The following is a 24306-nucleotide window of genomic DNA, read 5'->3' on the forward strand; positions in this document are numbered from 1 at the left end:
GGTCGTGTCGAGCCACACTGCCCACCCTCCGGTCGGGAGCGCGCCGGGGCCCGGGGTGGGGCCCGCCACTGCGTGCTCGCTCCGCTCGCTCATTGTCGTACTACTTCCGCAGCTCGATGACGGTCTTGCCGATGCGGATCGGCGCGCCCAGCGCAATCGGTGTGGGAGTCGTCAGCCGGTTCCGGTCCAGGTACGTGCCGTTGGTGGAGCCGAGGTCCTCGACGATCCACTGGCCGTCGCGGTCCGGGTAGATCCTGGCATGGCGGCTGGAGGCGTAGTCGTCGTCCAGCACGATCGTCGAGTCGTGCGCCCGGCCCAGGGTGATGGTCTGGCCCTGGAGCGCGACCGTGGTGCCGGTGAGGGTGCCCTCGGTCACGACCAGCTTGGTGGGAGCGTTACGGCCGCGGCGGCCGCCGCCGGACTGCTGGCGTTGCTGCGGCGGGGCCTGGCGGGCGGCCTGCTGCTGCCGGCCTGCCTCCCGGCGCGATCCGCGCTGGGTGACGCGCGTACCGAACAGGTCGCTCCGGATGACCTGCACGGCCACGATCACGAACAGCCACAGTACGGCCAGGAAACCCAGCCGCATGACCGTGAGGGTCAGCTCTGACATTGCCCCCGCTTCACCCTTCGGCTTGCCGGTAAATGATGGTGGTGCTGCCCACGACGATCCGCGAGCCGTCGCGGAGCGTAGCGCGGGTGGTGTGCTGCCCGTCCACCACGATGCCGTTGGTGGATCCGAGATCCTGGATCGTCGAGGGCGTTCCGGTCCGGATCTCGCAGTGCCGGCGGGAGACGCCGGGGTCGTCGATCCGCACGTCGGCGTCGGTGCTGCGGCCCAGCACCAGCGTCGGGCGGGAGATCTGATGGCGGGTGCCGTTGATCTCGATCCAGTGGCGCGTGCGTCCGCCGGCGGCCGGGGCGGCCGGGGGCCGCTGGGCGCTCGCGGCCGGCGGGTAGCCGTAACCGCCGGGGCGGCCGCCGCCGGGCGGCGGCGCGGCCGGCATGGGCGGGGCGCCCGCGGGCGCGGCGGCCGGCGGGTAGCCGTAGCCGCCGGGACGTCCGGCGGGCGGGGCCGCGGGTGCGGCGGCGCCTGACGGGCCCTGCTGGTTGCTGGAGGAGGCGAGCGTGCGGCTGCGCACCCGGTACAGACCGGTGTCCAGGTCGTCGGCCTTCTCCAGGTGCACCTTGATCGGGCCCATGAAGGTGTAGCGCTGCTGCTTGGCGTAGTCACGCACCATGCCGGCGAGCTCGTCGCCGAGCTGGCCGGAGTAGGGGCTGAGCCGCTCGAAGTCCGGCGTGCTCAGCTCCACGATGAAGTCGTTGGGCACGACCGTCCGGTCGCGGTTCCAGATGGTGGCGTTGTTGTCGCACTCGCGCTGGAGCGCGCCGGCGATCTCGACGGGCTGGACCTCGGACTTGAACACCTTGGCGAAGGTGCCGTTGACCAGACCTTCGAGACGCTGCTCGAACTTCTTCAGGACTCCCATGGGGCACCTCCTCCGTCGCTGCCGTCCTGTGTACTGCCCTGCGGGCCGCTTGCCTGGTACTGCTTACTGATCGTATCCACGCGCCGCTCGATCGGCTGGTTCCCCCTGTCAGCACGGCCGACGGGTGTCGACGCATGACGAAGTTCCCTGTGGAGCTCTCCTTCGAACTCCTCCGGTGCTACGGCTGCCGCGCAACCGCTCTCCCGGACTCCTGACAAGGATCGTAGAGGCGGCTGCAGACCAGTGTCCCGCACCCGGCTGTGGACCCCGACCGCCTCCTGGGGAGACGGGGGTACCGGTACGAGGTTGATACGTGCAGCGGCACGCGTTGATACGTGGCCAGGGCACCGAAGGTTCGGAGGCGGGTCTGCCTGCGGAAGAACGGATGTGAATCCACCCCGCCCCGCGTGCTAATGTTCTGGGTGTCGGAAGGCGCCGGGCCCCCTGGGGCAGGAGCCCACGACACACCCAATGCGCGGGTGGCGGAATAGGCAGACGCGCTGGATTCAGGTTCCAGTGCCCGCAAGGGCGTGGGGGTTCAACTCCCCCCTCGCGCACCGTCGAAAAGGGCGGCATCGTTCAGATGCCGCCCTTTTTCGTGCCTCCTCGTGTCCGAGGATGTGAGGGTTGTCTCGCGGCGCCCAGGGGTGCGCGCGTGTGAGGAAGCTCTCAGGCCTCGTTGTTCTCAGGCCTGGTCGGCCCGGGCGTCCCCCAGCGACCGGCCGGGGGCGAAGCGTTCGCGTACGGCGGGGTCGTCGAGGAGGCGGGCCGGGTAGCCGGGGCCGGTGCGGGCGGCCATGTCCTGGTGGCGCAGCGGCTCGCCGCAGGAGGAGCAGACGACCCGGGCCTCGGTGTCGTGGTCGCACGGCGTGTGACGCAGGACGACCGGGGCGCCCTCGTCGCCGGCCAGCCAGCGGTCGCCCCAGGCGTTGATCGCGGCGAGTACGCCGAAGAAGTCGCGGCCCTTGTCCGTCAGCAGGTACGCGTGGCGGACCGGGTCGCTCTGGTAGGCCTGCCGCCGCAGCAGGCCCTCGGACTCCAGGCGCCGCAGCCGGTCGGTGAGGGTGTTGCGGGCGATGCCGAGCGAGCCGATGAAGCCGTCGAAGCGGGATTCGCCGTAGAAGACCTCGCGCAGCACCAGCAGGCTCCAGGCGTCGCCCAGGATGTCGGCGGTGCGGGCGATGGAGCAGGGCCAGGTGTCGAACGAGGTCCGTTTCACGGCTGCCAGATTATCGGTCTCATCACGAGATGAACCCGGCCCCGGGCGTCCTGCACCTGTCACTCCCGTACGCCCGCCAGTTCCGCCGGGCGGCGGCGCAGGGCGAGGGCGGCCGGGGTGAGCGCGGAGGTCACGGCGAGGAGGGCGCAGACGGCCGTCGTCGTGCCGAGGGCCTGCCAGGGGAGCTCGACCGTGACCGGGGCCGACAGCAGGGCGAGGGCGCCCGCCATGCCGGCCAGGTTGACGGCGGCGACCAGGAGGCCGAGGAGGGCGCCGGCCGCCACGACCGTCAGGGCCTCGGCGCCGGTCAGCCGCAGGACCTGCCACCGAGTGGCGCCGGCCAGCCGCAGCACGGCCAGGTCGCGGGCCCGGTCGGACGTCGCCATGACCATGGTGTTGGCCACGGAGATGCCCGTGTAGAGGAGGGCGATGCCGAGGACCAGCAGGAGGCCGAGGCGGGTGGTGCGCTGGGTCTCGGGGTGGGTGGCCCGGATCCATTCCGCCCGGGTGAGGACCTGGCCGTTCCCGGTGCCGAGTGCCTGGTGGAGGGCGGTGGCGACGGTTTTCGGGTCCGCGCCGGCGGCCAGGGCCACGTCGATCCGGTCGACCGTGGCGCCCGGGGCGTTGCGCGGGGTGACGTAGACGCCGTTGTCGCCGGTGCCGGTGGGCATCACCGCGGCGATCCGCAGGGTGCGCGGTGTTCCGTCACCGAGCCAGATCCGGACGCGGTCGCCCACCCGGTGCCGCTGCCACTCCTCGTTGACGATGATCGAGTCGTCGTCGAGGTCGCCCACCGCTCCGGCGGCCAGGGGCAGGCGGGTGGTGGCCGCGAGGGGGCCGGGGGCGGCGGCGCGGGCCTCGGAGCGGATGAGGGCCACGCCGTCCTCCAGGACGTGGACGGCCGTCGAGGACGTCGGTGACATCTCGGTGCCCGGGACGGCGCGCAGTCGGCGCAGGGCGGCGGCGTCGAAGCCGGTGCCGGCCGGCGGGGTCACGACGAAGGCGGCGGTGGTGCGCTCGCTCGTCTCGGCGGTCTGCGCCCGGTTCAGGGTCGCGGTGGCACCGAGGAGGGAGCCCGCGAGGGCGACGGTGACCAGGACGGGGGCCGCGAGCGCGGCGGTGCGGCGCATCCCGGCGGCGGTGTTCTCGCGCACCAGCAGGGCGCAGGGGCCCGGCAGCCAGGTCAGCAGCCGGGTCAGGGGGCGCAGCACGAGCGGGGAGAGCAGGGCGGCCGCGGTGATCAGCAGCATCGGGCGGCTGATGTAGGTCTTGCGGTGCAGCAGGTCGGCCGGGTCACCGGCCAGGGACAGGCCCAGGGTCACCGCGGCCGCCAGCAGCAGGGCCGTGCCGGACAGCAGGCGGCCCCGGGTGAGGGTGCCGCTCTCGGCGGCGGCCTCGCGCAGCGCCTCGGTGGGGCCGGTGCGGCCGGCCCGCCAGGACGCCGCGGTCGCTCCGCACAGCGCGACGAGCAGGCCGGTCCAGAAGGCCGCGTGGTACGGCCAGGTGTGGTCGCCGATGGTGAACCAGGCCGGGGCGAGATCGTTGCCGACGACCCAGGCCGCGAGGCGCGGCGCCGCATGGGAGCCGAGGGCGCAGCCGGCGGCCGAGGCGAGCGTGCCGACGGCGAGGGCTCCGACGAGGACGGTCCGGCGGATCTGGCCCGGGGTGGCCCCGGCGGTGCGCAGCAGGGCGAACTCCCGGCGCCGCTGGGCGACCGCGAAGGCGAAGGTCGACGCCACGACGAAGACCGACACGAAGGCGGTGACGCCGCCGGCGGTGCCGAACAGGGAGTTCATCGCGGTGAGCGCCTCGCCGTCCCGGCCGGGGTCGGCGTCGGCGAGGCGGCGCGCGGCCCCGGTGAGGACCTGGGCGGTGTCGCCCACCGCCTCCCGCACGGCTGCCGGATCGGCCTCGACGGCCAACTGGGGGACCGCGGGCGCGAGTCGGGCTGCGCGGGCGTCGGTGAAGAACACGGCGTTCTCGAAGCCGCGCGAGGTGAGCGTGCCGACGACGCGTACCGGGCCCCGGTCGGTGTGGAGGCGTTGGCCGGGGCGGGTCCAGTCGCCGGTGACGGCGACCTCGCCGGCCGTGCGGGGGGCCCGGCCGGTGGCAAGGTCGTAGGGGGCGAACGCGGCGCTGGACCAGGGGTGGCCGACGAGGTCCGTGGGGGCGTCCGTGGCCTTCGTGACGCGGACGGCGAAGGATCTGTCCGCCACGACCGGGCCCAGCTTCCGCACCTCCGCGACGGTCGTGGCGGGCAGCGGGCGCGGGTGGGCGAGGCGGGAGACGCGGTCGCCTGCCGGGGTCGGCGCGCGCAGGGTGTCCTGGGCCTTGACGACGACCGGTGCCGCCGCGAAGCGTTCGGGGGCGCGCTGCGGGGCGCCGGCCGACGAGGCCAGGGCCAGGCCCGTCACGGTCAGCAGCGCCACGCCCAGCGACAGCGCGACGAAGCTGCCGGTGAAGGTGGCCCAGCGGGTGCGCAGGGTGCGCAGGGCGACGCTCAGCACGGCACGGCCTCCAGTCGGGTCATGCGCGCGGCGACGGTGTCGGCGCTCGGAGCGGTCAATTCCCCGTGGACGCGCCCGTCGACGAGGAAGACCACGCGGTCCGCGTACGAGGCGGCCACCGGGTCGTGCGTGACCATGACGACCGTCTGACCCTCGCGGTCGACCATGCCGCGCAGCAGCCCGAGCACCTCGCGGCCGGTCCGTGTGTCCAGGGCGCCGGTCGGTTCGTCGGCGAACAGCACGTCGGGGCGGGTGATCAGCGCGCGGGCCAGGGCGACGCGTTGCTGCTGGCCGCCGGAGAGCCGGGACGGTCTGTGCCGGGCTCGTTCGGCGAGGCCGACCTGCTGGAGCGCCTGGCGCGCGCGAGCCTTCGGGACGCGCCGGCCGGCCAGCCGCAGGGGCAGGGCGACGTTCTGCTCGGCGGTCAGCGAGGGCAGCAGGTTGAACGCCTGGAAGACGAACCCGACGCGCTCGCGGCGCAGCAGGGTCAGCCGGCGCTCGCTCAGCCCGGCCAGTTCGGTGCCGGCGAGGGTGACCGAGCCGGAGGTGGGCCGGTCCAGGCCGGCGGCGCACTGGAGCAGGGTCGACTTGCCGGAGCCGGAGGGGCCCATGACGGCGGTGAAGGTCCCGGCGGGGAACGCCAGACAGACCTCGTCGAGTGCGGTCAAGGGCCCGTATGCCCTGGTGACGGAGTCCAGCCGGATGGCGTCGGGTGTCATGGGTGCCCCCTGGTGTCGGTGTCGCTTCCACGAAACCGGGCGGGGGCGGGCCGGCGCAGTGCGGCGGGGCCTAGACCTGGGGTAGGGCCAGGCATACCCTCCGGCCTCCGTCTGGGCCCATGGCCGGGGCCCCGGCCCGCTTCTACGGTGATCCCCATGCATCCTCGGAACGTGTGGCAGGCCATGTCCCGCCCCGGCTATCTGCTGCGGGCGTGGCCGTGGCGGTCGGCCGCATACCTGCTCACGGGCGCGGTGACCGGTGCCGTCGTGCTCGTGGGGATCGTGGTCTCGGTGGCGGCGGGCGGGGTGCTCGCCCTGGCGCTGGTGGGGCTTCCTCTGCTGCTGGGGACGGCCCTGGCGGGCATTCCGGTGGCGGCTCTGGAGCGGTTCCGGCTGCGGCTGGTCGACGCGGAGCCGGCGTCCGACCCGCACGAGGCGCCCGGGGAGCCGGGGCTGTGGGCCTGGCTGTCGACCCGGTTGCGGGAGCGGGCCACCTGGCGGGAGTTCGGCCATGCCCTGCTGTTCGCGGGGCTGTTGTGGCCGGTCGACGCTCTCGTGTTCACCGCCTTTCTGCTGGGGCCGCTCTCCGTGGGGGCGACTCCGGTGCTCATGGCCGTCTCCGGAGAGGCGAAGGTGCTCAAGGTGTGGCTGGTCACCACCTGGCCGGCTGCCGTCGGGTTCGCCGTCCTCGGACTGCTCCTGCTCGTCCTGGGCGCCTACCTGCTGGGTGTCGCCGCCGGTGCGCGGGCCGGGCTGGCCCGGCTGCTGATCGCCCCGCGCGAGGCCGACCTGGGGGCCAGGGTGGTCGAACTGGCCCGGTCCCGGGTGCGGTTGGTGGATGCCTTCGAGGCGGAACGGCGGCGGATCGAGCGCGATCTGCACGACGGGGCGCAGCAGCGGCTCGTCGCCCTGACGATGACGCTCGGCCTGGCCCGGCTGGACGCCCCGCCCGGACCGCTGGCCGACCAGCTCGCCAAGGCCCATGAGCAGGCGGGTACGGCCCTCGCGGAACTGCGCGAGCTCATCCACGGCATCCACCCCAAGGTCCTCGCCGACTACGGCCTCGAAGCCGCCGTCGCCGACGCCGCCGACCGCTCGGCCGTGCCCGTGGACGTCGACCTGGAGCTGCCCGGGCGGCTCTCCCAGGCCGTCGAGGCCGCCGCGTACTTCGTGGTGTGCGAGGCGCTCGCCAACGTGGGCCGGCACAGCGGGGCGAGCCGGGCGGAGGTGAGCGGCGGGCACCGCGACGGCCGGCTGGTGCTGCAGATCCGCGACGACGGGCGCGGTGGTGCGCGGGCCGGGGAGGGCAGCGGGCTGACCGGACTCGCCGACCGGGTGTCGGTGCTCGATGGCAGACTCTCCCTGTCCAGTCCGCCCGGCGGACCGACCCTGCTGCGTGTGGAGATCCCTTGTGGCCCTGCGAGTTGAGCGACCGCTGCGGGTGGTCCTGGCCGAGGACAGTGTGCTGCTGCGGGACGGGCTCGTCGGGCTGCTCGTCCGCTGCGGACACGAGGTCGTCGCGGCCGTGGGGGACGCCGGGGCACTGATCGCCGCGGTCGGGGAGCACGCCCCCGACGTGGTGGTGACGGACGTGCGGATGCCTCCCGGCTTCCAGGACGAGGGCCTGCACGCGGCCGTACGGCTGCGCCAGGAGCGGCCCACGCTGCCCGTCCTGGTCCTCAGCCAGTACGTGCAGCGCCGCTATGCCGCCGAGTTGCTGGACTCCGGTGACGGCACGGGCGTCGGCTATCTGCTCAAGGACCGCGTCGGCCAGGTCGAGGAGTTCGTCGAGGCGCTCGGCGAGGTGGCCGACGGCGGCACGGTCGTCGACCCCGAGGTCGTACGGCAGTTGCTGCGCCGCCGCCGCGATCCGCTGGAGCGGCTCACCCCGCGTGAGCGGGAGGTGCTGGCGCTGATCGCGGAGGGCAGGTCCAACAGCTCGATCGCCCGCGAACTGGTCGTCTCCGAGGCGGCCGTCGGCAAGCACATCTCCGGCATCCTCACCAAGCTGGACCTGCCCCCGGCGGACGAGACCCATCGCCGGGTGCTGGCCGTGCTGGCGTATTTGCGGGCGTAGGGGCGCGTCGCGCCGGCGTAGGCGGGGGTGGGCGGCTGGACCAAGGCTCCCGGCTCATCGGCGCGTTGTGGAAAAACCAGCGAGTTGGTTTCATTGCGTCGCCATCAGAGCCCTCCACGGGAGCCAGGGGTGACCAAACAGGACCGGGCCGTCCGGACCCGTCTCGCGCTGATCCGGTCGGCGGCCGAGCAGTTCGAGGCACGGGGATACGTCCGGGCCAGCCTCGCGGAGATCAGCGCGGGAGCCGGCGTCAGTTCCGGGGCGCTGCACTTCCACTTCGCGAACAAGGCCGCCGTGGCCGAAGCCGTCGAGCACGCGGCAGCCCGTGCCCTGCGCGAGATCGCGGCCCGGGTCCGCGGCGGCGACGGGTGCGCTCTCCAGCGCCTCGTGGACGTCACGCACCACGTCGCCCGGCTGCTGTGCGCCGATGTCGTGGCGCGTGCGGGGCTGCGGCTGAACGCCGAGGCGGTCGCCGGGCGGGTGCGTGACCTGCGCCGGGAGTGGCGGGAGTGCGTGCACGAGCTGCTGGCCGAGGCCGAGCGCAGGGGCGAACTCGCCGTCGGGATGCCGCCGCACCGCTCCAGCGCCGTCGTCCTCGCCGCCACGACCGGTATCGAGGTGCTGGCCCGGGAGGACCCCGGCTGGCTCGCCCGCCCCTCGCTGACCGACCTGTGGCACCTGCTGCTGCCGTGCGTGGCCGCACCGCACCTGGAGGGTGCCCTGGACCCGGCCGGGACCGAGCCGGACCCCGGCAGGGAAGCGGGGGAGAAGGAGACCGACGGGGCGTTGGAGGAGCCGGACCGGGCGGGGCTCGCGCTGCGGTAGCGGGGCGTCCCGGTCGGCGCCCGGGCGACCCGCGGTCGGGCTTCCCCTGGCTGACAGCGGGTGAAGTGGTGGCCAAAACAAACCGGATGCCAAGTTTTTTCGTCACGTAGATCGCACGATGGTTCCCCAGCCTCTGGACCAAGGAGCGATGAGTCATGGCACAGCACGCCTGCCCCTTCCTGGCGATCGACCCGTCCGGCCAGGACCTCTACGGCGAGATATCCCGGATCCGCGCCCAGGGACCGGCCGTGGAGGTGGAACTCCCGGGCGGCGTACGGGCGTGGTGGATCAACGGCCTGGAGCTGAACAAGCGGCTCCTGGCCGGCCCCGAGACGAGCAAGGACGCCTTCCAGCACTGGCCGGCCTGGATCAACGGGGACATCTCCCGCACCTGGCCGCTCGCGATCTGGGTGTCGGTGCGCAACATGGTCACGGCCTACGGCGCCGACCACAGCCGACTGCGCAAACCGATGGCCGCCGCCTTCACCAAACGCCGCGTCGACGCGCTGCTGCCGCGCGTCCAGGAGATCGTCGACCGGGCGCTGGACGGCCTGGAGCGGACCCCCGAGGGCGAAGTCGTCGACCTGCGGGCGGCGTTCGCGGCGCCGATACCGCACGAGGTGGTGTGCGAACTCTTCGGCGTACCGCCGGGTGAGGACGGTCCGCGGGGTGCCCTCTACCGCATCATCAGCCGCTTCTTCGACACGGCGATCACCCTGGAGGACGCCCAGGCCAACGGAGTCGAGCTGTACGGCACGCTGACCGCGTTCCTGCAGTACAAGCGCGAGCACCCGGCCGACGACTTGACGACGGCCCTGATGGCCGCGCACGACGAAGGCAGCCTCAGTGAACAGGAGTTGATGGACAACCTGATCCTGCTGCTGACCGCGGGCTTCGAGACGACCGTCAACCTCATCGACAACACCGTGCACAGCCTGCTCGCCCACCCCGACCAGCTCGCACTCGTCCGCTCCGGGCAGGTGACCTGGGAGGACGCCATCGAGGAGTCGCTGCGTTTCGAGGCGCCCGGCGCCATGTCGGGGCTGCGGTACGCCGTCGAGGACATCGAGATCGGGCCAGGTCTGACGATTCCGAAGGGCGATCCGGTCGTGGTCTCGTTCGCCGGTGCCGGGCGCGATCCCGAGCGGCACGGCCCGGACGCCGAGCGGTTCGACGTCACCCGGTCCACCAGCCGCGACCACGTCTCCTTCGGCCACGGCGTGCACCACTGTCTGGGCCGGCCCCTGGCCATGGCCGAGGCGACGGTGGCCCTGACCTCGCTGTTCGACCGGTTCCCGCGGCTGGCCCTGGCCGATCCGTCCCGGCCTCCGCGGCGGCTGCGGTCCATCATCTCCACCGGACACCAGGAGCTGCCCGTGCTGCTGCACGGCCGCGATCCCGGTTCGCAGCCGGGTCCGCGTCCGGAAGAGGCGGAGGCGATCAGAAAGCTTTCCGGCCTTGGAGGAACGAGCGGTACCAGGGTGCCGCGCGCCTGAACCCGGCCGCGAACCCGTCACCGGGGGAGCAGTCGAGGTCCTTCCAGAAGGCGTCGTCCACGAACCAGTGGTCGACCGTGAGCATGCCGAGGTGATGGAGGGCGAGCGGCTTCCCGGCGGCCCGGTCCAGGGCGGTGGCGACGTCCACCACCGCACCGCCGCCGGGCTCCGCCGACAGCGTGCGCACGGCCCCGAGCAGGTCCGGGACCGCCACCGGCTCGGGGTGGTTGACGTGGTGCACACCGCCGTCGTGCGCCGGGGACAGGGCCGCGGCCACCACCGCACGGCCCAGCGTGTCGACGTCGATCATCGACTGGAGCGCCTCGCAGCCGGTGAGGGTCGTCGCCGACAACTCGCCCAGCAGCCACACCAGTCCGGGGACGACCCACCGGTCGCCCTCGCCGTACACGAGGTGCGGGCGCAGCACCAGGCCGCCCGCGTCGAGGACGTGCCGTTCGGCGGCGGCCCGGGTGCGGCTGGTGGCCGAAACGGGCGCGATCGGCACCTCCCCGGGCCGCACACCGCGGAAGGGGCCGCGGCCGTACACGGCGGCCGTGCTCACGTACACGATCCGGTGCACCCCGGCGCGCACGGCCTCCTCGACCAGGGCCCGCGTGCCCAGGTCGTTGACGGCCTCGACCGTCCCGGCGTCGCCGTCGATCCGCGTGGCGCAGTGCACCAGGACGTCGGCGCCCGCGCAGACGCCGCGCAGGGAGGGCGGGTCGCCGAGGTCGCCGCGGACGAACTCGCCGGGGCCGGCTTCCGGAGGCGTACGGCGTGACAAATTCCGTACGCGGACGCCGGGTTGCCGGTGCGCGGTGGCGGCGACCCGGCTGCCGACGAAGCCGCTCGCGCCCGTGATCAGAAAGTCGGCTGTCACGACAGGGACCGCACCCGGGCCGGCTGCGCGCAGGTCAGCGTGGCGCTGAAGACGGACTCGCCGTCCTGCCGCCCCGAGACCCGTACGGTCGTCTCCCCCGGCTCCCGCGGATCCTCGTCGAGCACTTCCGTCTCGATCCAGCAGGGGCTGTGCAGCTCGGCGTACCGGGAGAAGGCCGCCGTCATCGAGCGGGGCAGGAAGGGGTGCCGGCCGGTCGCGGCGGTCGCCGCCTGGCGGGCCGCCTCGAACAGGACCATGCCGGGCACGTGGTCGTTGGGCCGTGGGAAGAGCACCGGGTGGCCGGTGTCCACGCGCAGCCGCCAGACGCCGGGGCGGTCGGCGGGGGCGAGGACGACGTCCTCGGCGCGGGAGCGGCCGGCGAGCGCCGGTGATATGCCCGGCAGCAGCGGCACCGGCGTGCCCAGTTCGGCCAACTGCCTGGCCCGCAGACGGCGGTAGGCGAGCGGCGAGGTGCAGCCGGTGCTGCCGGTGCCGCGGGCGACGAAGCGTCCCGCGCGGCGGAACTCCATCGTGGTGCGCATGCTGCTCAGGCCGCGACCGCGACGGCGTATCTCGGAGCACACGACGTCGACCTCGACCGGTTCGGCCGCGTCCGCCAGCAGGAGCGCGGACGGGTCGGTGTGGACCGTCAGGTCCCACATGACGAAGTGGGTGTCGGCGGGGGCGCCGAACTCGGCGTGCGCGAGCACCATCGAGGCCTGCCGCAACGTTTCGCCCACGATCATCGGGTCCTGGTGGCGGTCGTCCACAGGGCCGAAGAAGGCGTGGGCGGCCGGCCAGTGAGCGGTGAAGCGGAAACGGGTTTCGGAGATTCGGCGCCACCGGGTGGGGAAGACGTCTGCTTCGGTGGTGCGGTGGGCGAGTTCCTTGGTGACCGGGACGGCTTCGGGGACTCCGGGGGCGTCGGGGGGTTCTGTGGGGTCGGTGGCCACGGCGTGTGGCGCGTTCTCGACGGCCGCGGTCGTTCTGTTTGCCGGACGGCCCTCCTGTCCGGTCTGATCGTCCCTGGGTGCGCTTAAAGGTTCTGACTGCGGCACGAGAACCCCCCCGATCGGCTGCCTGGCTGAGGTCGGCGTTTGACTAAGATACGGACGAGCCGGTTTTTTTCAAAGGGTGAGCCAAACCGCTGGGACAGGCTCTCGCGCCCCCGCTGCACAGCGATTTCACTGGAATTGACGGAGATCAGGAGGCACGCGATGGCGCGACAGGAGCGCGCGATCCGCACCCGGCGGACCATCCTCGAAGCGGCCGCGGCGGTCTTCGACGAACGCGGCTACACCTCGGCCACCATCGGGGAGATCCTGGACCGGGCGGGCGTCACCAAGGGCGCGCTGTACTTCCACTTCGGTTCCAAGGAGGAGCTGGCGGTGGGGGTGTTCGAGGAACAGCTCGCGATCACGCTGCCGCCGCAGTCCAGCAAGCTCCAGGAACTTGTCGACTCCGGTCTGGTGCTGGCACGCCGGCTGCGGTCCGAACCGCTGGTTCGCGCCAGTGTGGGGCTCGCCCTCGACCAGGGGGCGATGGACCTCGACCGCACTCCGGCCTTCCGGATGTGGATCGACCAGAACGTGCAGATGCTGGCGGAGGCGAAGGCGCAGGGCGAACTGCTGCCGCATGTCGACGTGGCGGAGACGGCGGAGCTGCTGGTCGGCGGCTTCTCGGGGGTGCAGCTGCTGTCGCAGCTGCGCTGCCAGCGGCAGGATCTGGAGCGCCGCATCGTCGTGATGTTCGAACACTTCCTGCCGAGCATCGCCGTTCCCGCGGTGCTGGCCCGGCTCGACATCTCGGCGGAGCGGGCCGAGCGGGTGCTGGCGCAGGGGCAGGTGGAGTTGCCCGTGCAGGGGCGGGTGCAGGTTCAGGTGCAGAAGGGGGCTGTGCCCACGCAGGTCTCGACGGGGGCCTAGGGCCCCCTCTGGGAGCCGGTGTGCTCCGCACGGGTTGTCCACAGCTGTGGAGTTGTCCACAGGGTCTGACGGGTTTCGGCCGTCGGCTGTACGGTCGCACGAGTTGATGTTCGTGCGCGTGCGGGGGAGGCGGTCGGTGTGACCAGGGACGGTGCTGGAGCCGCGAGCGGGGCGGCGGCGCAGGGGGCGCCCCGTCGGCTGCCGCGGGTGCGCGGTTTCGCCGAGTGGCCCGTCGAGGGCTCGCCCAAGGACGAGGGCAAGGCCCTGCGCGAGCGGATCCCGCGCAGCGCGCACGCCACGCTGGATCCGGACCCGTCCCGGCCCGACGCGGTGAGCGCGGTCGAGGAGTCGGGCCGCGGCCGGCTCCCCGAGCTCACGCCGATCCGGGTCGGCCGCATGGCCGCCACCCCGTTCGCGTTCCTGCGCGGCGCAGCGGGCCTCATGGCCCACGACCTGGCGCGCACCCCCATGACCCGGATCCTGGCCCAGATCTGCGGCGACGCCCACGCGGCCAACTTCGGCCTGTACGGCGACGCGCGCGGCGGCCTGGTCATCGATCTGAACGACTTCGACGAGACGGTGCCCGGCCCCTGGGAGTGGGACGTGAAGCGCCTCGCGGCGTCCCTGGTGCTCGCGGGCCGGGAGGCCGGAGCGGACGAGGACAGGTGCCGCAAGGCGGCCTGTGACGCGGTGGGCGCCTACCGCCGCACCATGCGCCTGCTGGCCAGGCTCCCGGTGCTGGACGCGTGGAACGCGATCGCGGACGAGGAGCTCGTCTCCCACACGGACGCCCACGACCTGCTCGGCACGCTGGAGCGGGTCTCCGAGAAGGCCCGCCACAACACCAGCGGCCGTTTCGCGGCCAAGTCGACTCAGGCCACGCGGGACGGCGGACGCCGCTTCGTCGACGCCCCGCCGGTGCTGCGGCGCGTCCCGGACGAGGAGGCCGCTGCGGTGGCGGCGTCCCTGGAGGAGTACGTCGGCACGCTGCCGGAGGACCGCCTGCCGCTCCTCGCCCGGCACGCGGTGCACGACGTGGCCTTCCGCGTCGTCGGCACCGGCAGTGTCGGCACCCGGTCCTACGTGGTGCTGCTCCTGGACCACCGGGGCGAGCCGCTGGTGCTCCAGGTGAAGGAGGCGCGGGCGTCGGCGCTGGTGCCGCATCTGCTGACGGCCGGTTTCGACGCACCCGCGGCCGGCCACGAGGGCCGGCGGGTCGTGCTGGGGCAGAAGCGGATGCAGGTCGTCAGCGACATCCTGCTGGGCTGGACGACGGTCGACGGGCGACCCTTCCAGGTCCGCCAGTTCCGCAACCGCAAGGGCAGCGTCGATCCGGCCGCCCTGGCCGCCGACCAGATCGACGACTACGGCCGGATGACCGGCGCCCTCCTGGCCCGCGCCCACGCCCATAGCGCCGACCCTCGCCTCATCGCCGGCTACTGCGGCAAGAGCGAGGAGCTGGACGAGGCGACGGCCGCGTTCGCCGTCGCCTATGCGGACCGTACGGAGGCGGACCACGCGGACCTGGTGGCGGCGGTGCGGGCGGGGAAGGTCGCCGCGGAGATGGGGGTGTGACCCCCGAGGACCTTCGGAGTCCGACTGTCCGGAGCGCCGGAGCGGTCGGGCCGTGGCCTACGCTGGTCGGGTGACGACCCCGGAAGCTGAGCAGGGTGGTGGCGGCGCCGGTGAGGAACGGGTGACGCCCGAAGGTGATGCGGCGCGGCCCGAGGCGCGGCTGGAGCGGGCCGTGCGGGCCGCCGAGCAGGCGCTGATCGAGTACGAGATCGCGGTGGAGACCTTCCGCGTCGAGATCGAGAACTTCTCCCGGCTGCACGAACAGAAACTCGGTCCGCTGTACGCCCGGCTGGAGGAGCTGGACGCCCGGATCCTGGAGGCCAGAGCCGCCCGCAGCGGCGACGCGGAGGACCGGCGCCGGGCGGAGGAGGCCCGGGCCCGGCTCGCGCCCATCCCCGGCGTCGAGGAGCTGCTGCACGGCTGGATGGACGACAGCGGCCTGTTCCCGGAGGCCGTGGCGATGCTCACGGACCAGGCGGTCCGGCCGCCGCAGCGGGTCCGCCCCAGCGAGGAGGCCCGCAAGCTCTACCGCGAGCTGGCCCGCAAGGCCCACCCGGACCTGGCGCAGGAGGAGAAGGAACGCGAGCGGCGCGAGGAGTTCATCACCCGGGTGAACGCCGCCTACGCCCGGGGCGACGCGGCGGAGCTGCGCGAGCTCGCCGAGGAGTGGGCCAAGGGGCCCGAGCTGAAGCGGGGCCCGAGCCGCGCCGAGGAGCTCTACGCACGCCTCGAATGGCTCGCCCAGCGCAAGGAGCTGCTCGCCCTGCTCGCCAAGGAGCTGGAGGAGAGCGCCATAGGCCACATGCTCCAGCTGGCCCCGGACGACCCGGACGGCCTCCTGGACGAGATCGGGCAGCAGCTGCTCACCCAGGTCACCGAGAGGGAGCGGGAGCTGGCCGCGCTGCTCGCCGAGGGCTGAGCCGCGTTCCGGTCGGGCCGGGCGCCGGTTCGGGTAGCGTCGGACGCATGAGTTTCGGAGCTGGTGTGCCCACGGTCGAGGTCGCGGACCTCAAGGACGGCGACTTCCTGCTGGACGTCCGGGAGGACGACGAGTGGAAGGCCGGTCACGCCGAAGGGGCGCTGCACATCCCCATCAGCGACTTCGTCGCCCGGTACGGCGAGCTGACCGAGGCGGCCCCGCAGGACGGCCGGGTCCATGTGATCTGCCGCTCCGGCGGGCGTTCCGCCCAGGTCACGATGTACCTGACCCAGCAGGGTATCGACGCCGTGAACGTCGACGGCGGCATGCAGGTGTGGGAGGCGGCGGGCCGTCCCGTCGTGACGGACGACGGGCAGCCCGGGTTCGTCCTGTAGCGCCTGTATCGCCCTTGGGCGTCGGTCGCCGGTGGGGTCAGGCCAGGGGGTGGGCCGCCAGCAGGTCGCCCAGGGCCTCCTCGTGCGCCGCGGCCGGGCCGAGCGACAGCTCCAGGTGCTTGGCCCAGGCGTGGTACCGGTGCAGGGGGTACTCGACGTCGGCGCCGAACCCGCCGTGCAGATGCTGCGCGGTCTGCACGACCCGGCGTACGCCCTCCGCCGCCCAGATCTTGGCGACGGCGACGTCACCGGCGGCGGGCAGCGCACCCGGCGCCCCCGAGGCGATCCGCCACGCGGCCTGCCACAGCGTGGCCTCCATCGCGCGCAGATCGATGTAGCGGTCGGCGGCCTGCACGGCGACGGCCTGGAAGGTCGCGATCGGGAAGCCGAACTGCTCCCGCTCGCTCGTGTACCGCCCGGTCATCCGCAGCACGCGCTCCCCGAGCCCGAGCGCCAGCGCACACGTCCCGGTGGCCAGCAGGTCCCGCAGCCACTCCCATGCCCCGTCGGCGTCGATCACGTCCCGGGCGGCGAGCCGCGCCGACTCCAGCCGCAGCTCCCCGAGCCGCTCACCGCTCGTGGAGAACTGCTCGGCGAGGCCGGCCCCGTGCTGGTCGCGGGGCACCAGGGCGAGCACGGTCCGGCCCGTTTCCGTGTGCGCGGGGACGACCGTGACGTCCGCGTCGTACGCCCACGGCACCGCCGTCTGGACGCCGTCCAGCACCCACGTCCCGCCGTCCCGCCGTGCGGTGACGGCCTGCTCGGCCGGGTCGTGGCCGGTGCGGCCGTGCGCGGCGACGGTCAGCACGAGCTCGCCCCGACCCGCACGGCCCGCCAGGGCGGCCTTCGCCTCCTCGCTGCCGTAGGTCTGGACGGCGGCGGCTGCCGCGCTGTTCTCCAGCAGCGGCACCCTGGCCAGCACGCGTGCCGACTCCCGCAGCACCAGGCACAGCGCGATCGCGTCCAGGCCGGCGCCGCCGTAGCGCGGGTCCAGCAGCAGGCTCAGCAGGCCGGCGTCGGCGAGCCTGGCCCACAGGGCGCGGTCGAAGGTGTCGGCGACGGCGCCCGGGGTGAGGGCCGGGCTGGGGACGGCGTCCGGCGCGACCCCGGCGAACACGCCCTTCGCCGCCTCGGCCGCCGCCTGCTGCTCCTCGGTGAAGGTGAAGTCCACGGTGCCTGTCCCTCCGGCCGGTCCCGTTGAGCTGACGGGCGCAAGATAGAACAGGTTCTAGAAGAAGGGAATGGGTTCCGGAACAAGGGAATGCGGGTGCGGGCGGGCGTCATAGGGTGTCACTCCTGCGGGCGACCGGCCCGAGCGCCCTGTGGACAACCTGCGGGGTCCCCTGTGGAGCAGGGGGATCGCCGTGTGGTGACGGCCACGGCCGGAACCGGCACAAGAGGCTGTGCCCGGGCGGGCGGCCTGAGTACCGTGCCCGTGCCGACGTCGCGCAGCGGTGCGCGGGCGGTGCGACGCCCTCGCGACCGGGCGGACGACAGCGACGGACCGGGATCGTGGAACGGGGCGGGATGGACGCGTACGACGGAGGCTCGAACGCCCGGCACGGGCCGAACGGGTCCCAGGTGCCGACGGCGCCGGGCGGGCCCACCGCGCCGGGCGGGCTTGCCGGGCCGGGCGGGCCCACCGCGCCGGGCGCGCCCACCCCGTCCGTCGGGCTCGCCGAGCCGGACCCGCCCGCCGAGCCGGACCCGGCAGCCGGACCCCGCGCCGGTATCGCAGCGCTCTCCCTCCGGTACCAGATCGGTGTCGCCCTGGCGCTCGCCGTCGTCGCGATCGGGGCCTGTGCGCACCTCGGGATGACGTTCCTGCACGTCGCGCCGCCGAACACCGTCACCCGGGAGCACGGCAAGGCCGTGGACGACTGGATCTATCCGGAGTTCGAGCAGAACTGGAAGCTCTTCGCGCCGAACCCGCTCCAGCAGAACATCTCGATCCAGGTCCGCGCCGAGGTCCGGGACGGGGAGGGCGGGACTCTGACCACCGGCTGGTACGACCTGTCCGCCGAGGACGGCCGGGCCATCGACGGCAACCTGCTGCCCAGCCACACCCAGCAGAACGAGCTGCGCCGGGCCTGGGACTTCTTCCTCGCGACCCACGACGGCGAGAACCGCCCGGTGGGCCTGCGCGGCTCGCTCTCCGAGTCCTATCTGCGCCGGATCGTGGTGCTGCGCCTGGACCGCGACGACGCCGTGCGGGCCGCCACCGGGGGCGCCGGTGTCATCGAGCGGGTCCAGGTCCGCTCCCGCACCAGCAATGTGCCCCCGCCGAAGTGGAGCCGGGAGAAGGTGTCCACGACGCCGGCCTACCGCGAGCTGCCGTGGTGGCCGGTGCCGGCGGACGAGGCCGGGGGTGGCGTGCGGTGAACCGCTTCTCCCTGGCCGTCTCGCGCGGTATCGCCCGGGTCACCGAGGCCGCCCTCGGCCCGTACCAGACCGCTGTGATCCGCATCGGCTTCAGCGCGACCTGGCTGCTCTTCCTGCTGCGCGAGTTCCCCCACCGCCATGAGCTCTACGGCCCCGACGGGCCCTGGAGCTGGGGTCTCGCCGAGCAGCTGATCGGGACCAACAAGGCCTTCACCGCTCTCATGTGGTCGGACGGCGGGATCTGGTTCGAGAGCGTCTACCTGCTCGCGGTCCTCACCAGTGCCCTGCTGATGCTGGGCTGGCGCACCCGCACGATGTCGGTGCTGTTCATGGTCGGCGTGCTGTCGCTCCAGAACCGCAGCGTCTTCATGGGCGACGGCGGCGACAACGTGCTGCACCTGATGTCGGTCTATCTGGTGTTCACGCGCTGCGCCCAGGTGTGGTCGCTGGACGCCCGGCGGGCCGCGCGCGCCCGGGCGGCACACGCGCGGGGCGAGCGGGTCACGGACCGGACCGGCCCGGTCCTGTGGGGTGTGCTCGGGTTCGTGCTGATCGGGGCGACCCTGGCCGGCCGGATGGAGGGTGACCGGCTGATACCGGCGCTGCTGTGGACGGTGTGGGTGGCGCAGGCCCTGTGGTGGCTGACGGGGCGCCGCGCGAAGGCCGGTGAGCCGCGGATCATGCTCGACGTCGTCACGAACATCGTGCACAACGGCGCCCTGTTCGTGATCATGGCCGAGGCGTGCCTGATATACGCGACGGCCGGCTGGTACAAGATCCAGGGCTCCCGCTGGCAGGACGGCACCGCGGTCTACTACCCGCTCCACCTGGAGTACTTCTCGCCCTGGCCCGGGCTCGCCGACCTGCTGACCGCCAGCGGCACGATGGTGATGCTCGTGACCTACGGGACGGTCCTCGTGCAGGTCGCCTTCCCGTTCACGCTGTTCAACCGGCGGGTGAAGAACGTCCTGCTGGCGGTCATGATCACCGAGCACGCCGTGATCGCCGTCGTGCTGGGACTGCCGTTCTTCTCGCTGGCGATGATCGCGGCGGACGCGGTGTTCCTGCCGACGGGCTTCCTGCGTCGGCTGGGCGGCCGGGCGGCACGCGCGCGTGACCGGCTGCTGCGGCGCGGCGGGCTCGCGCAGGCCCCTGACCAGCAGGCCCACGAGCGCCCCGAGGCGACGCACGTAGGCTTCGGGACATGACCGACCCCGTCACCGTCTGGCGCCGGCTCGCCGGCAGCACCGTCCTGCTCGACGGCTTCCACGCCCTCAAGCACGCCGTGCGGTTCGGCGCCGAGGTGCCGGTCGCGGTCACCGCCGACCGGGCGGCCACGCTCGCCCTCGCCGACGAGCTGGCTCCGGACGTACGGGACGCGCTGGCCGGGCTGCTGACGGAGGTGCCGCACGAGACGTACGCGTCGTTCGTCCCGCGCCCGCACCCCACCGCCGTGGCCGCCCTGGCCGTACGGCCCTCGCGCGCGTCCCACCTCGAGAGGCTGGCGCGCACGCCCCGCACGGCCCCCGTCGTCGTCCTCGACAACCCGCGCAACCTGGGCAACGCGGGCGCGGTGATCCGCCTGGCCGCCGGCTTCGGGGCGACGGGCGTGGTGACGACGGGGACGGTCGACCCCTGGCACCCGACGGTCGTCCGCGGCGGGGCCGGGCTGCACTTCGCGACGGCGGTGGAACGGCTGGAGGTGTCCGACCTGCCGCCCGGCCCGCTGTTCGCGCTGGACCCGGAGGGCGACGACATCCGGGCCGTGAAACTCCCGGACGACGCCGTCCTCGCCTTCGGCTCCGAACGCACCGGCCTGTCACCGGAACTACGCGCGCGTGCGGACCACTTCCTGTCCCTGCCGATGCGCCCCCAGGTCAGCAGCTACAACCTGGCGACGAGCGTGGCGATGACCTTGTACCACTGGAGCTGCGGGGTGGCTTAGGCCTCCCGCCGCACCTCGACCACCCTGAACCGGTTGGCGACGAACGCCCCGTCGCACAGCGCCGCACTCGCCGCCGGGTTGCCCCCCGACCCGTGGAAGTCGGAGAACGCGGCCGTCTGGTTCACGTACACCCCGCCCGTGAGGTTCAGCGACAACTGCGCCGCCTCCTCCAGGCACACCTCCCGTACGGCCTGCTCGACCTCCGGGTCGGTCGTGTACGCCCCGACGGTCATCGCCCCCTTCTCCCGGACGGTCCGCCGCAGCAGTTCCGCCGCGTCCGCCGCCGAGTCGACCGCCACGGCGAAGGAGACCGGCCCGAAGCACTCGCTCATGTACGCGGCCTCCGCGTCCGGCTTGGCCCCGTCCAGCTTCACGATCACCGGCGTACGGACGACCGCACCGGGGAAGTCCGGGTTGGTGATCTCCCGGGAGGCGAGGGCGACTTCGCCCAGCCCCGCCGCGGCCTCCAGCCGGGCCTTCACGTCCGGGTTGACGATCGCGCCCAGCAGCGCGTTCGCCCGGGCGTCGTCGCCCAGCAGTCCGTCGACCGCCCTGGCGAGGTCGGCGACCATCTCGTCGTACGACTTGGGGCCCTGGTCCGTGGAGATGCCCTCGCGCGGGACGAGCAGGTTCTGCGGGGTCGTGCACATCTGGCCGCTGTAGAGGGACAGCGAGAACGCCAGGTTGGAGAGCATGCCCTTGTAGTCGGACGTGGAGTGGACGACGACCGTGTTGACGCCGGCCTTCTCCGTGTAGACCTGGGCCTGGCGGGCGTTGGCCTCCAGCCAGTCGCCGAACGCGGTCGAGCCCGTGTAGTCGATGATCCGGATCTCGGGGCGCAGCGCGAGGGTCTTGGCGATGCCCTCGCCGGGGCGCTCGGCGGCCAGCGCGACCAGGTTCGGGTCGAAGCCGGTCTCCGCGAGCACCTCGCGCGCGACCTGCACGGTGAGGGCGAGCGGCAGCACCGCGCGCGGGTGGGGCTTGACCAGGACCGCGTTGCCGGTGGCGAGGGAGGCGAACAGGCCCGGGTAGCCGTTCCACGTCGGGAAGGTGTTGCAGCCGATGACCAGGCCGATGCCGCGCGGGACCGGCGTGAAGTGCTTGGTCATGGCCAGTGGGTCGCGCTTGCCCTGGGGCTTGGTCCACTCCGCCGTGTCGGGCGTGCGCACCTGCTCCACGTAGGCGTACGCCACCGCTTCCAGGCCGCGGTCCTGCGCGTGCGGCCCGCCCGCCTGGAACGCCATCATGAACGCCTGGCCGGAGGTGTGCATGACCGCGTGCGCGAACTCGTGCGTCCGGTCGCTGATGCGCTTGAGGATCTCCAGGCAGACCACCGCGCGCTGCTCCGCGCCCGCGTCCCGCCAGGCCCGCTGGCCGGCCTTCATGGCGGGCAGCAGCACGTCGAGGTCCGCGTGCGGGTACGTCACGCCCAGGTCGATGCCGTACGGGGACGTCTCGCCGCCCACCCAGTCGTCCGTGCCCGGCTGGCCGAGGTCGAGGCGGGTGCCGAGCAGGGCGTCGAAGGCGGCCTTGCCCGCGGCCGCGTCCAGGCTGCCGTTCTCCCCGTAGGCCTTGGGGTGCTCGGGGTGCGGGGACCAGTACGCGCGCGTGCGGATCGCTTCCAGCGCCTGGTCGAGGGTGGACCGGTGCCGGGCGATCAGCTCGTGCGCCGAGAGTGCGGCGGTCATGGGTGACCAACTCCTCGTCTCAAGAACTCCTCGTCGAGTTCATGACCTGGGCAGAAACCTGGGCAGGAACACTCGGACAGAGCTAGAGTAACCGAACGATCGGTCGGTTCAAGGGGGTCCGCCGCATCTGTGGAAAACCCCGTGCGGGAGGATCGCGCACATGACAGCACTCGACCTCAGCAGCCCCGTGGCCGTCGTCGGCACCGGCACCATGGGCCAGGGAATCGCCCAGGTCGCGCTGGTCGCGGGCCATCCCGTACGGCTGTACGACGCCCTCCCCGGGCGGGCGGGCGAGGCGGCCGACGCGATCGGTACCCGCCTGGACCGGCTCGTCGAGAAGGACCGGCTCACCGCCGCCGACCGGGACGCCGCCCGCGCCCGCCTGCTGCCCGCCGAGACCCTCGCCGAGCTCGCCGACTGCTCCCTGGTCGTCGAGGCGGTCCTGGAGCGCCTGGACGTCAAACAGGACCTGTTCCGCGAGCTGGAGGGCATCGTCGACGACGACTGCCTGCTCGCCACCAACACCTCGTCCCTGTCGGTCACCGCCATCGCCGGCGCCCTGCGCGTCCCCGGCCGCTTCGTCGGCCTGCACTTCTTCAATCCCGCGCCGCTGCTGCCGCTGGTCGAGGTCGTCTCCGGGTTCGCCACCGACGTCACGTACGCCACGCGCGCGTACGAGACCGCCCGCGCCTGGGGCAAGACGCCGGTGGCCTGCGCGGACACCCCCGGTTTCATCGTCAACCGCATCGCCCGGCCCTTCTACGCCGAGGCCCTCGCGGTGTACGAGGCACAGGGCGCCGACCCGGCCACCATCGACGCCGTGCTGCGCGAGTCGGGCGGCTTCAGGATGGGCGCGTTCGAGCTGACCGACCTGATCGGCCAGGACGTCAACGAGTCCGTCACGCGGTCGGTCTGGGAGTCCTTCTTCCAGGACGTGCGCTTCACGCCGTCCCTCGCCCAGCGGCGCCTGGTCGAATCCGGCCGGCTGGGCCGCAAGACCGGCCACGGCTGGTACGACCACCGGGACGGCGCCGAGCGCCCCGAGCCGGACACCGCCGAGAAACGGCAGCCGCCCGCCTACGTCGTCGCCGAGGGCGACCTGGGCCCCGCCGGTGCCCTGCTCGCGCTGATCCGCGAGGCGGGCATCCCGGTCCGCGACGAGGACGAGGACAACGGCACCCGCCTGGTGCTGCCGAGCGGCGGCCAGCTCGCCCTCGCCGACGGGCAGACCTCCGTGGAGTTCCGGGACGTCGTCTACTTCGACCTCGCCCTGGACTACCGCCAGGCCACCCGGATCGCCCTGTCCGCCTCCCAGGACACCTCCCCGCAGACCCTCGCCGAGGCCATCGGCCTGTTCCAGGCGCTCGGCAAGGAGGTCAGCGTCATCGGCGACGTCCCCGGCATGATCGTCGCCCGGACGGTCGCGCGGATCATCGACCTGGCGCACGACGCCGTCGCCAAGGGCGTGGCCACCGAGGAGGACATCGACACCGCGATGCGCCTCGGCGTCAACTACCCCCTGGGCCCCTTCGAATGGAGCCGCCGGCTCGGCCGCTCCTGGGCCTACGCCCTCCTGGACGACCTGCACCTGCGCGACCCCTCGGGGCGTTACGCGCCGTCCCTCGCGCTGTACCGCCACGCCCACGCCTCCGACAAGCGGGAGGGCACCGCCTCATGACCACCGCCAAGCGCGACACCTACACCCCGGACACGCTGCTGTCCGTCGCCGTCCGGGTGTTCAACGAGCGCGGCTACGACGGCACCTCCATGGAGCACCTCTCCAAGGCGGCCGGCATCTCCAAGTCGTCGATCTACCACCACGTCACCGGCAAGGAGGAGCTGCTGCGCCGTGCCGTGAGCCGGGCCCTGGACGGTCTCTTCGGGATCCTCGACGAGGAGCACGCGCGCGTGGGGCGTGCCTCCGACCGCCTGGAGTACGTCGTACGGCGCATGGTCGAGGTGCTCATAGCCGAACTGCCCTATGTGACCCTGCTGCTGCGCGTGCGCGGCAACACGGACACCGAGCGGTGGGCCCTGGAGCGCCGCCGCGACTTCGACCACCGGGTGGCCGACCTGCTCAAGGCCGCCGCGGCGGACGGGGACGTGCGCGGCGACATAGAGGTGCGGCTGGTGACCCGGCTGGTCTTCGGCATGATCAACTCGCTCGTCGAGTGGTACCGGCCGGACGGGCGGGGCATGAACGAGCGCGAGGTGGCCGACGCGGTGGTGCAGCTGGCGTTCGGAGGGCTTCGCAAGAGCGCCTGAGC

General features: G+C 73.2%; 22 protein-coding genes and 1 tRNA gene. 14 read left to right on the top strand and 9 right to left on the bottom strand.

Features of this window, described 5'->3' with window-relative positions; translation table 11 throughout:
* Positions 1-100 precede the first annotated feature (100 nt).
* Both QF034_RS20390 and QF034_RS20395 read right to left on the bottom strand, forming a co-directional pair.
* On the bottom strand, positions 101-610 hold the full coding sequence (locus QF034_RS20390; RefSeq protein WP_020273104.1) for an FHA domain-containing protein FhaB/FipA: 510 nt from the start codon (positions 608-610) through the stop codon (positions 101-103).
* Between the two features lie 10 nt (positions 611-620).
* Positions 621-1487: an FHA domain-containing protein gene (locus tag QF034_RS20395; RefSeq protein ID WP_307176304.1), complete on the bottom strand. Its 867-nt coding sequence runs from the start codon at positions 1485-1487 to the stop codon at positions 621-623.
* A 473-nt stretch (positions 1488-1960) separates the two neighbouring features.
* On the opposite strand from QF034_RS20395, the gene QF034_RS20400 reads away from it, so the two are divergent.
* Positions 1961-2044: transfer RNA gene (locus QF034_RS20400), tRNA-Leu, on the top strand.
* 128 nt (positions 2045-2172) lie between these two features.
* Here the strand turns inward: QF034_RS20400 and QF034_RS20405 are convergent.
* From QF034_RS20405 to QF034_RS20415, 3 genes are read right to left on the bottom strand one after another with little or no spacing between them, the layout of a single operon-like run.
* Entirely contained in the window at positions 2173-2706 is a 534-nt protein-coding gene (locus tag QF034_RS20405) for a winged helix-turn-helix transcriptional regulator (protein ID WP_307176305.1), read from the bottom strand.
* A gap of 59 nt (positions 2707-2765) precedes the next feature.
* Entirely contained in the window at positions 2766-5213 is a 2448-nt protein-coding gene (locus QF034_RS20410; RefSeq protein WP_307176306.1) for an FtsX-like permease family protein, read from the bottom strand.
* The gene (locus QF034_RS20415) at positions 5207-5932 is read right to left on the bottom strand and encodes an ABC transporter ATP-binding protein (protein ID WP_307176307.1); all 726 of its coding nucleotides are present in this window, start codon (positions 5930-5932) and stop codon (positions 5207-5209) included. The genes QF034_RS20410 and QF034_RS20415 overlap by 7 nt, the downstream gene beginning before the upstream one ends.
* Positions 5933-6088: 156 nt before the next feature.
* Here QF034_RS20415 and QF034_RS20420 point away from each other — a divergent pair, with 156 nt between their 5' ends.
* From QF034_RS20420 to QF034_RS20435, 4 genes are all read left to right on the top strand, one after another.
* On the top strand, positions 6089-7360 hold the full coding sequence (locus QF034_RS20420) for a sensor histidine kinase (protein ID WP_307176308.1): 1272 nt from the start codon (positions 6089-6091) through the stop codon (positions 7358-7360).
* The gene (locus tag QF034_RS20425) at positions 7350-8009 is read left to right on the top strand and encodes a response regulator (protein WP_307179932.1); all 660 of its coding nucleotides are present in this window, start codon (positions 7350-7352) and stop codon (positions 8007-8009) included. Before QF034_RS20420 ends, QF034_RS20425 begins: the two co-directional genes overlap by 11 nt.
* A 129-nt stretch (positions 8010-8138) precedes the next feature.
* Positions 8139-8834, top strand: a complete 696-nt coding sequence (locus QF034_RS20430) for a ScbR family autoregulator-binding transcription factor (protein WP_307176309.1) — start codon at positions 8139-8141, stop codon at positions 8832-8834.
* 155 nt (positions 8835-8989) lie between these two features.
* Complete coding sequence (locus QF034_RS20435; RefSeq protein ID WP_307176310.1) at positions 8990-10330, top strand: cytochrome P450 family protein; 1341 nt, start codon at positions 8990-8992, stop codon at positions 10328-10330.
* On the opposite strand, the gene QF034_RS20440 is transcribed toward QF034_RS20435, so the two are convergent.
* Positions 10275-11210, bottom strand: a complete 936-nt coding sequence (locus QF034_RS20440) for an NAD-dependent epimerase/dehydratase family protein (RefSeq protein ID WP_307176311.1) — start codon at positions 11208-11210, stop codon at positions 10275-10277. The two genes, QF034_RS20435 and QF034_RS20440, sit on opposite strands and share 56 nt — an antisense overlap.
* On the bottom strand, positions 11207-12163 hold the full coding sequence (locus QF034_RS20445; RefSeq protein WP_307176312.1) for a ScbA/BarX family gamma-butyrolactone biosynthesis protein: 957 nt from the start codon (positions 12161-12163) through the stop codon (positions 11207-11209). Before QF034_RS20445 ends, QF034_RS20440 begins: the two co-directional genes overlap by 4 nt.
* A gap of 264 nt (positions 12164-12427) precedes the next feature.
* Between QF034_RS20445 and QF034_RS20450 the strand changes: the two genes are divergently transcribed.
* From QF034_RS20450 to QF034_RS20465, 4 genes are all read left to right on the top strand, one after another.
* Positions 12428-13135 carry a ScbR family autoregulator-binding transcription factor gene (locus QF034_RS20450; protein ID WP_306965427.1) on the top strand — a complete coding sequence of 236 codons (708 nt, stop codon included), beginning with the start codon at positions 12428-12430 and terminating at the stop codon, positions 13133-13135.
* A gap of 138 nt (positions 13136-13273) precedes the next feature.
* Positions 13274-14710, top strand: a complete 1437-nt coding sequence (locus QF034_RS20455) for a DUF2252 domain-containing protein (protein ID WP_307176313.1) — start codon at positions 13274-13276, stop codon at positions 14708-14710.
* A gap of 70 nt (positions 14711-14780) precedes the next feature.
* Positions 14781-15629, top strand: coding sequence for a hypothetical protein (locus QF034_RS20460; RefSeq protein WP_307176314.1), 849 nt, complete (start codon positions 14781-14783; stop codon positions 15627-15629).
* Positions 15630-15694: 65 nt separating this feature from the next.
* A complete protein-coding gene (locus QF034_RS20465; protein WP_307179933.1) occupies positions 15695-16024 on the top strand; it encodes a rhodanese-like domain-containing protein in 330 nt (109 codons plus the stop codon).
* A 37-nt stretch (positions 16025-16061) separates the two neighbouring features.
* On the opposite strand, the gene QF034_RS20470 is transcribed toward QF034_RS20465, so the two are convergent.
* Positions 16062-17195 (bottom strand): acyl-CoA dehydrogenase family protein, encoded by a 1134-nt coding sequence (locus QF034_RS20470; protein WP_307176315.1) that lies wholly within the window; start codon positions 17193-17195, stop codon positions 16062-16064.
* Between the two features lie 356 nt (positions 17196-17551).
* On the opposite strand from QF034_RS20470, the gene QF034_RS20475 reads away from it, so the two are divergent.
* The 3 genes from QF034_RS20475 to QF034_RS20485 are packed head-to-tail and all read left to right on the top strand — an operon-like array spanning position 17552 to position 20351.
* The gene (locus QF034_RS20475) at positions 17552-18406 is read left to right on the top strand and encodes a DUF5819 family protein (protein ID WP_307176316.1); all 855 of its coding nucleotides are present in this window, start codon (positions 17552-17554) and stop codon (positions 18404-18406) included.
* Positions 18403-19614, top strand: a complete 1212-nt coding sequence (locus QF034_RS20480; protein WP_307176317.1) for an HTTM domain-containing protein — start codon at positions 18403-18405, stop codon at positions 19612-19614. The genes QF034_RS20475 and QF034_RS20480 overlap by 4 nt, the downstream gene beginning before the upstream one ends.
* On the top strand, positions 19611-20351 hold the full coding sequence (locus QF034_RS20485; protein WP_307176318.1) for a TrmH family RNA methyltransferase: 741 nt from the start codon (positions 19611-19613) through the stop codon (positions 20349-20351). The genes QF034_RS20480 and QF034_RS20485 overlap by 4 nt, the downstream gene beginning before the upstream one ends.
* On the opposite strand, the gene paaN is transcribed toward QF034_RS20485, so the two are convergent.
* Positions 20348-22039, bottom strand: a complete 1692-nt coding sequence (paaN, locus tag QF034_RS20490) for a phenylacetic acid degradation protein PaaN (RefSeq protein ID WP_307176319.1) — start codon at positions 22037-22039, stop codon at positions 20348-20350. The two genes, QF034_RS20485 and paaN, sit on opposite strands and share 4 nt — an antisense overlap.
* A gap of 160 nt (positions 22040-22199) precedes the next feature.
* Here paaN and QF034_RS20495 point away from each other — a divergent pair, with 160 nt between their 5' ends.
* Positions 22200-23717, top strand: coding sequence for a 3-hydroxyacyl-CoA dehydrogenase (locus QF034_RS20495; protein WP_307176320.1), 1518 nt, complete (start codon positions 22200-22202; stop codon positions 23715-23717).
* Positions 23714-24304: a TetR/AcrR family transcriptional regulator gene (locus QF034_RS20500; RefSeq protein WP_307176321.1), complete on the top strand. Its 591-nt coding sequence runs from the start codon at positions 23714-23716 to the stop codon at positions 24302-24304. The genes QF034_RS20495 and QF034_RS20500 overlap by 4 nt, the downstream gene beginning before the upstream one ends.
* The last annotated feature ends 2 nt before the right edge of the window (positions 24305-24306 follow it).

It is taken from the genome of Streptomyces africanus (assembly GCF_030816955.1).
GTDB lineage: Bacteria > Actinomycetota > Actinomycetes > Streptomycetales > Streptomycetaceae > Streptomyces > Streptomyces africanus.

Coding starts and splice junctions, on each gene's coding strand:
- QF034_RS20395 (WP_307176304.1), bottom strand. CDS start 1,487: ATGGGAGTCCTGAAGAAGTTCGAGCAGCGTCTCGAAGGTCTGGTCAAC.
- QF034_RS20500 (WP_307176321.1), top strand. CDS start 23,714: ATGACCACCGCCAAGCGCGACACCTACACCCCGGACACGCTGCTGTCC.
- QF034_RS20495 (WP_307176320.1), top strand. CDS start 22,200: ATGACAGCACTCGACCTCAGCAGCCCCGTGGCCGTCGTCGGCACCGGC.
- QF034_RS20485 (WP_307176318.1), top strand. CDS start 19,611: ATGACCGACCCCGTCACCGTCTGGCGCCGGCTCGCCGGCAGCACCGTC.
- QF034_RS20450 (WP_306965427.1), top strand. CDS start 12,428: ATGGCGCGACAGGAGCGCGCGATCCGCACCCGGCGGACCATCCTCGAA.
- paaN (WP_307176319.1), bottom strand. CDS start 22,039: ATGACCGCCGCACTCTCGGCGCACGAGCTGATCGCCCGGCACCGGTCC.
- QF034_RS20475 (WP_307176316.1), top strand. CDS start 17,552: ATGGACGCGTACGACGGAGGCTCGAACGCCCGGCACGGGCCGAACGGG.
- QF034_RS20390 (WP_020273104.1), bottom strand. CDS start 610: ATGTCAGAGCTGACCCTCACGGTCATGCGGCTGGGTTTCCTGGCCGTA.
- QF034_RS20420 (WP_307176308.1), top strand. CDS start 6,089: ATGCATCCTCGGAACGTGTGGCAGGCCATGTCCCGCCCCGGCTATCTG.
- QF034_RS20415 (WP_307176307.1), bottom strand. CDS start 5,932: ATGACACCCGACGCCATCCGGCTGGACTCCGTCACCAGGGCATACGGG.
- QF034_RS20435 (WP_307176310.1), top strand. CDS start 8,990: ATGGCACAGCACGCCTGCCCCTTCCTGGCGATCGACCCGTCCGGCCAG.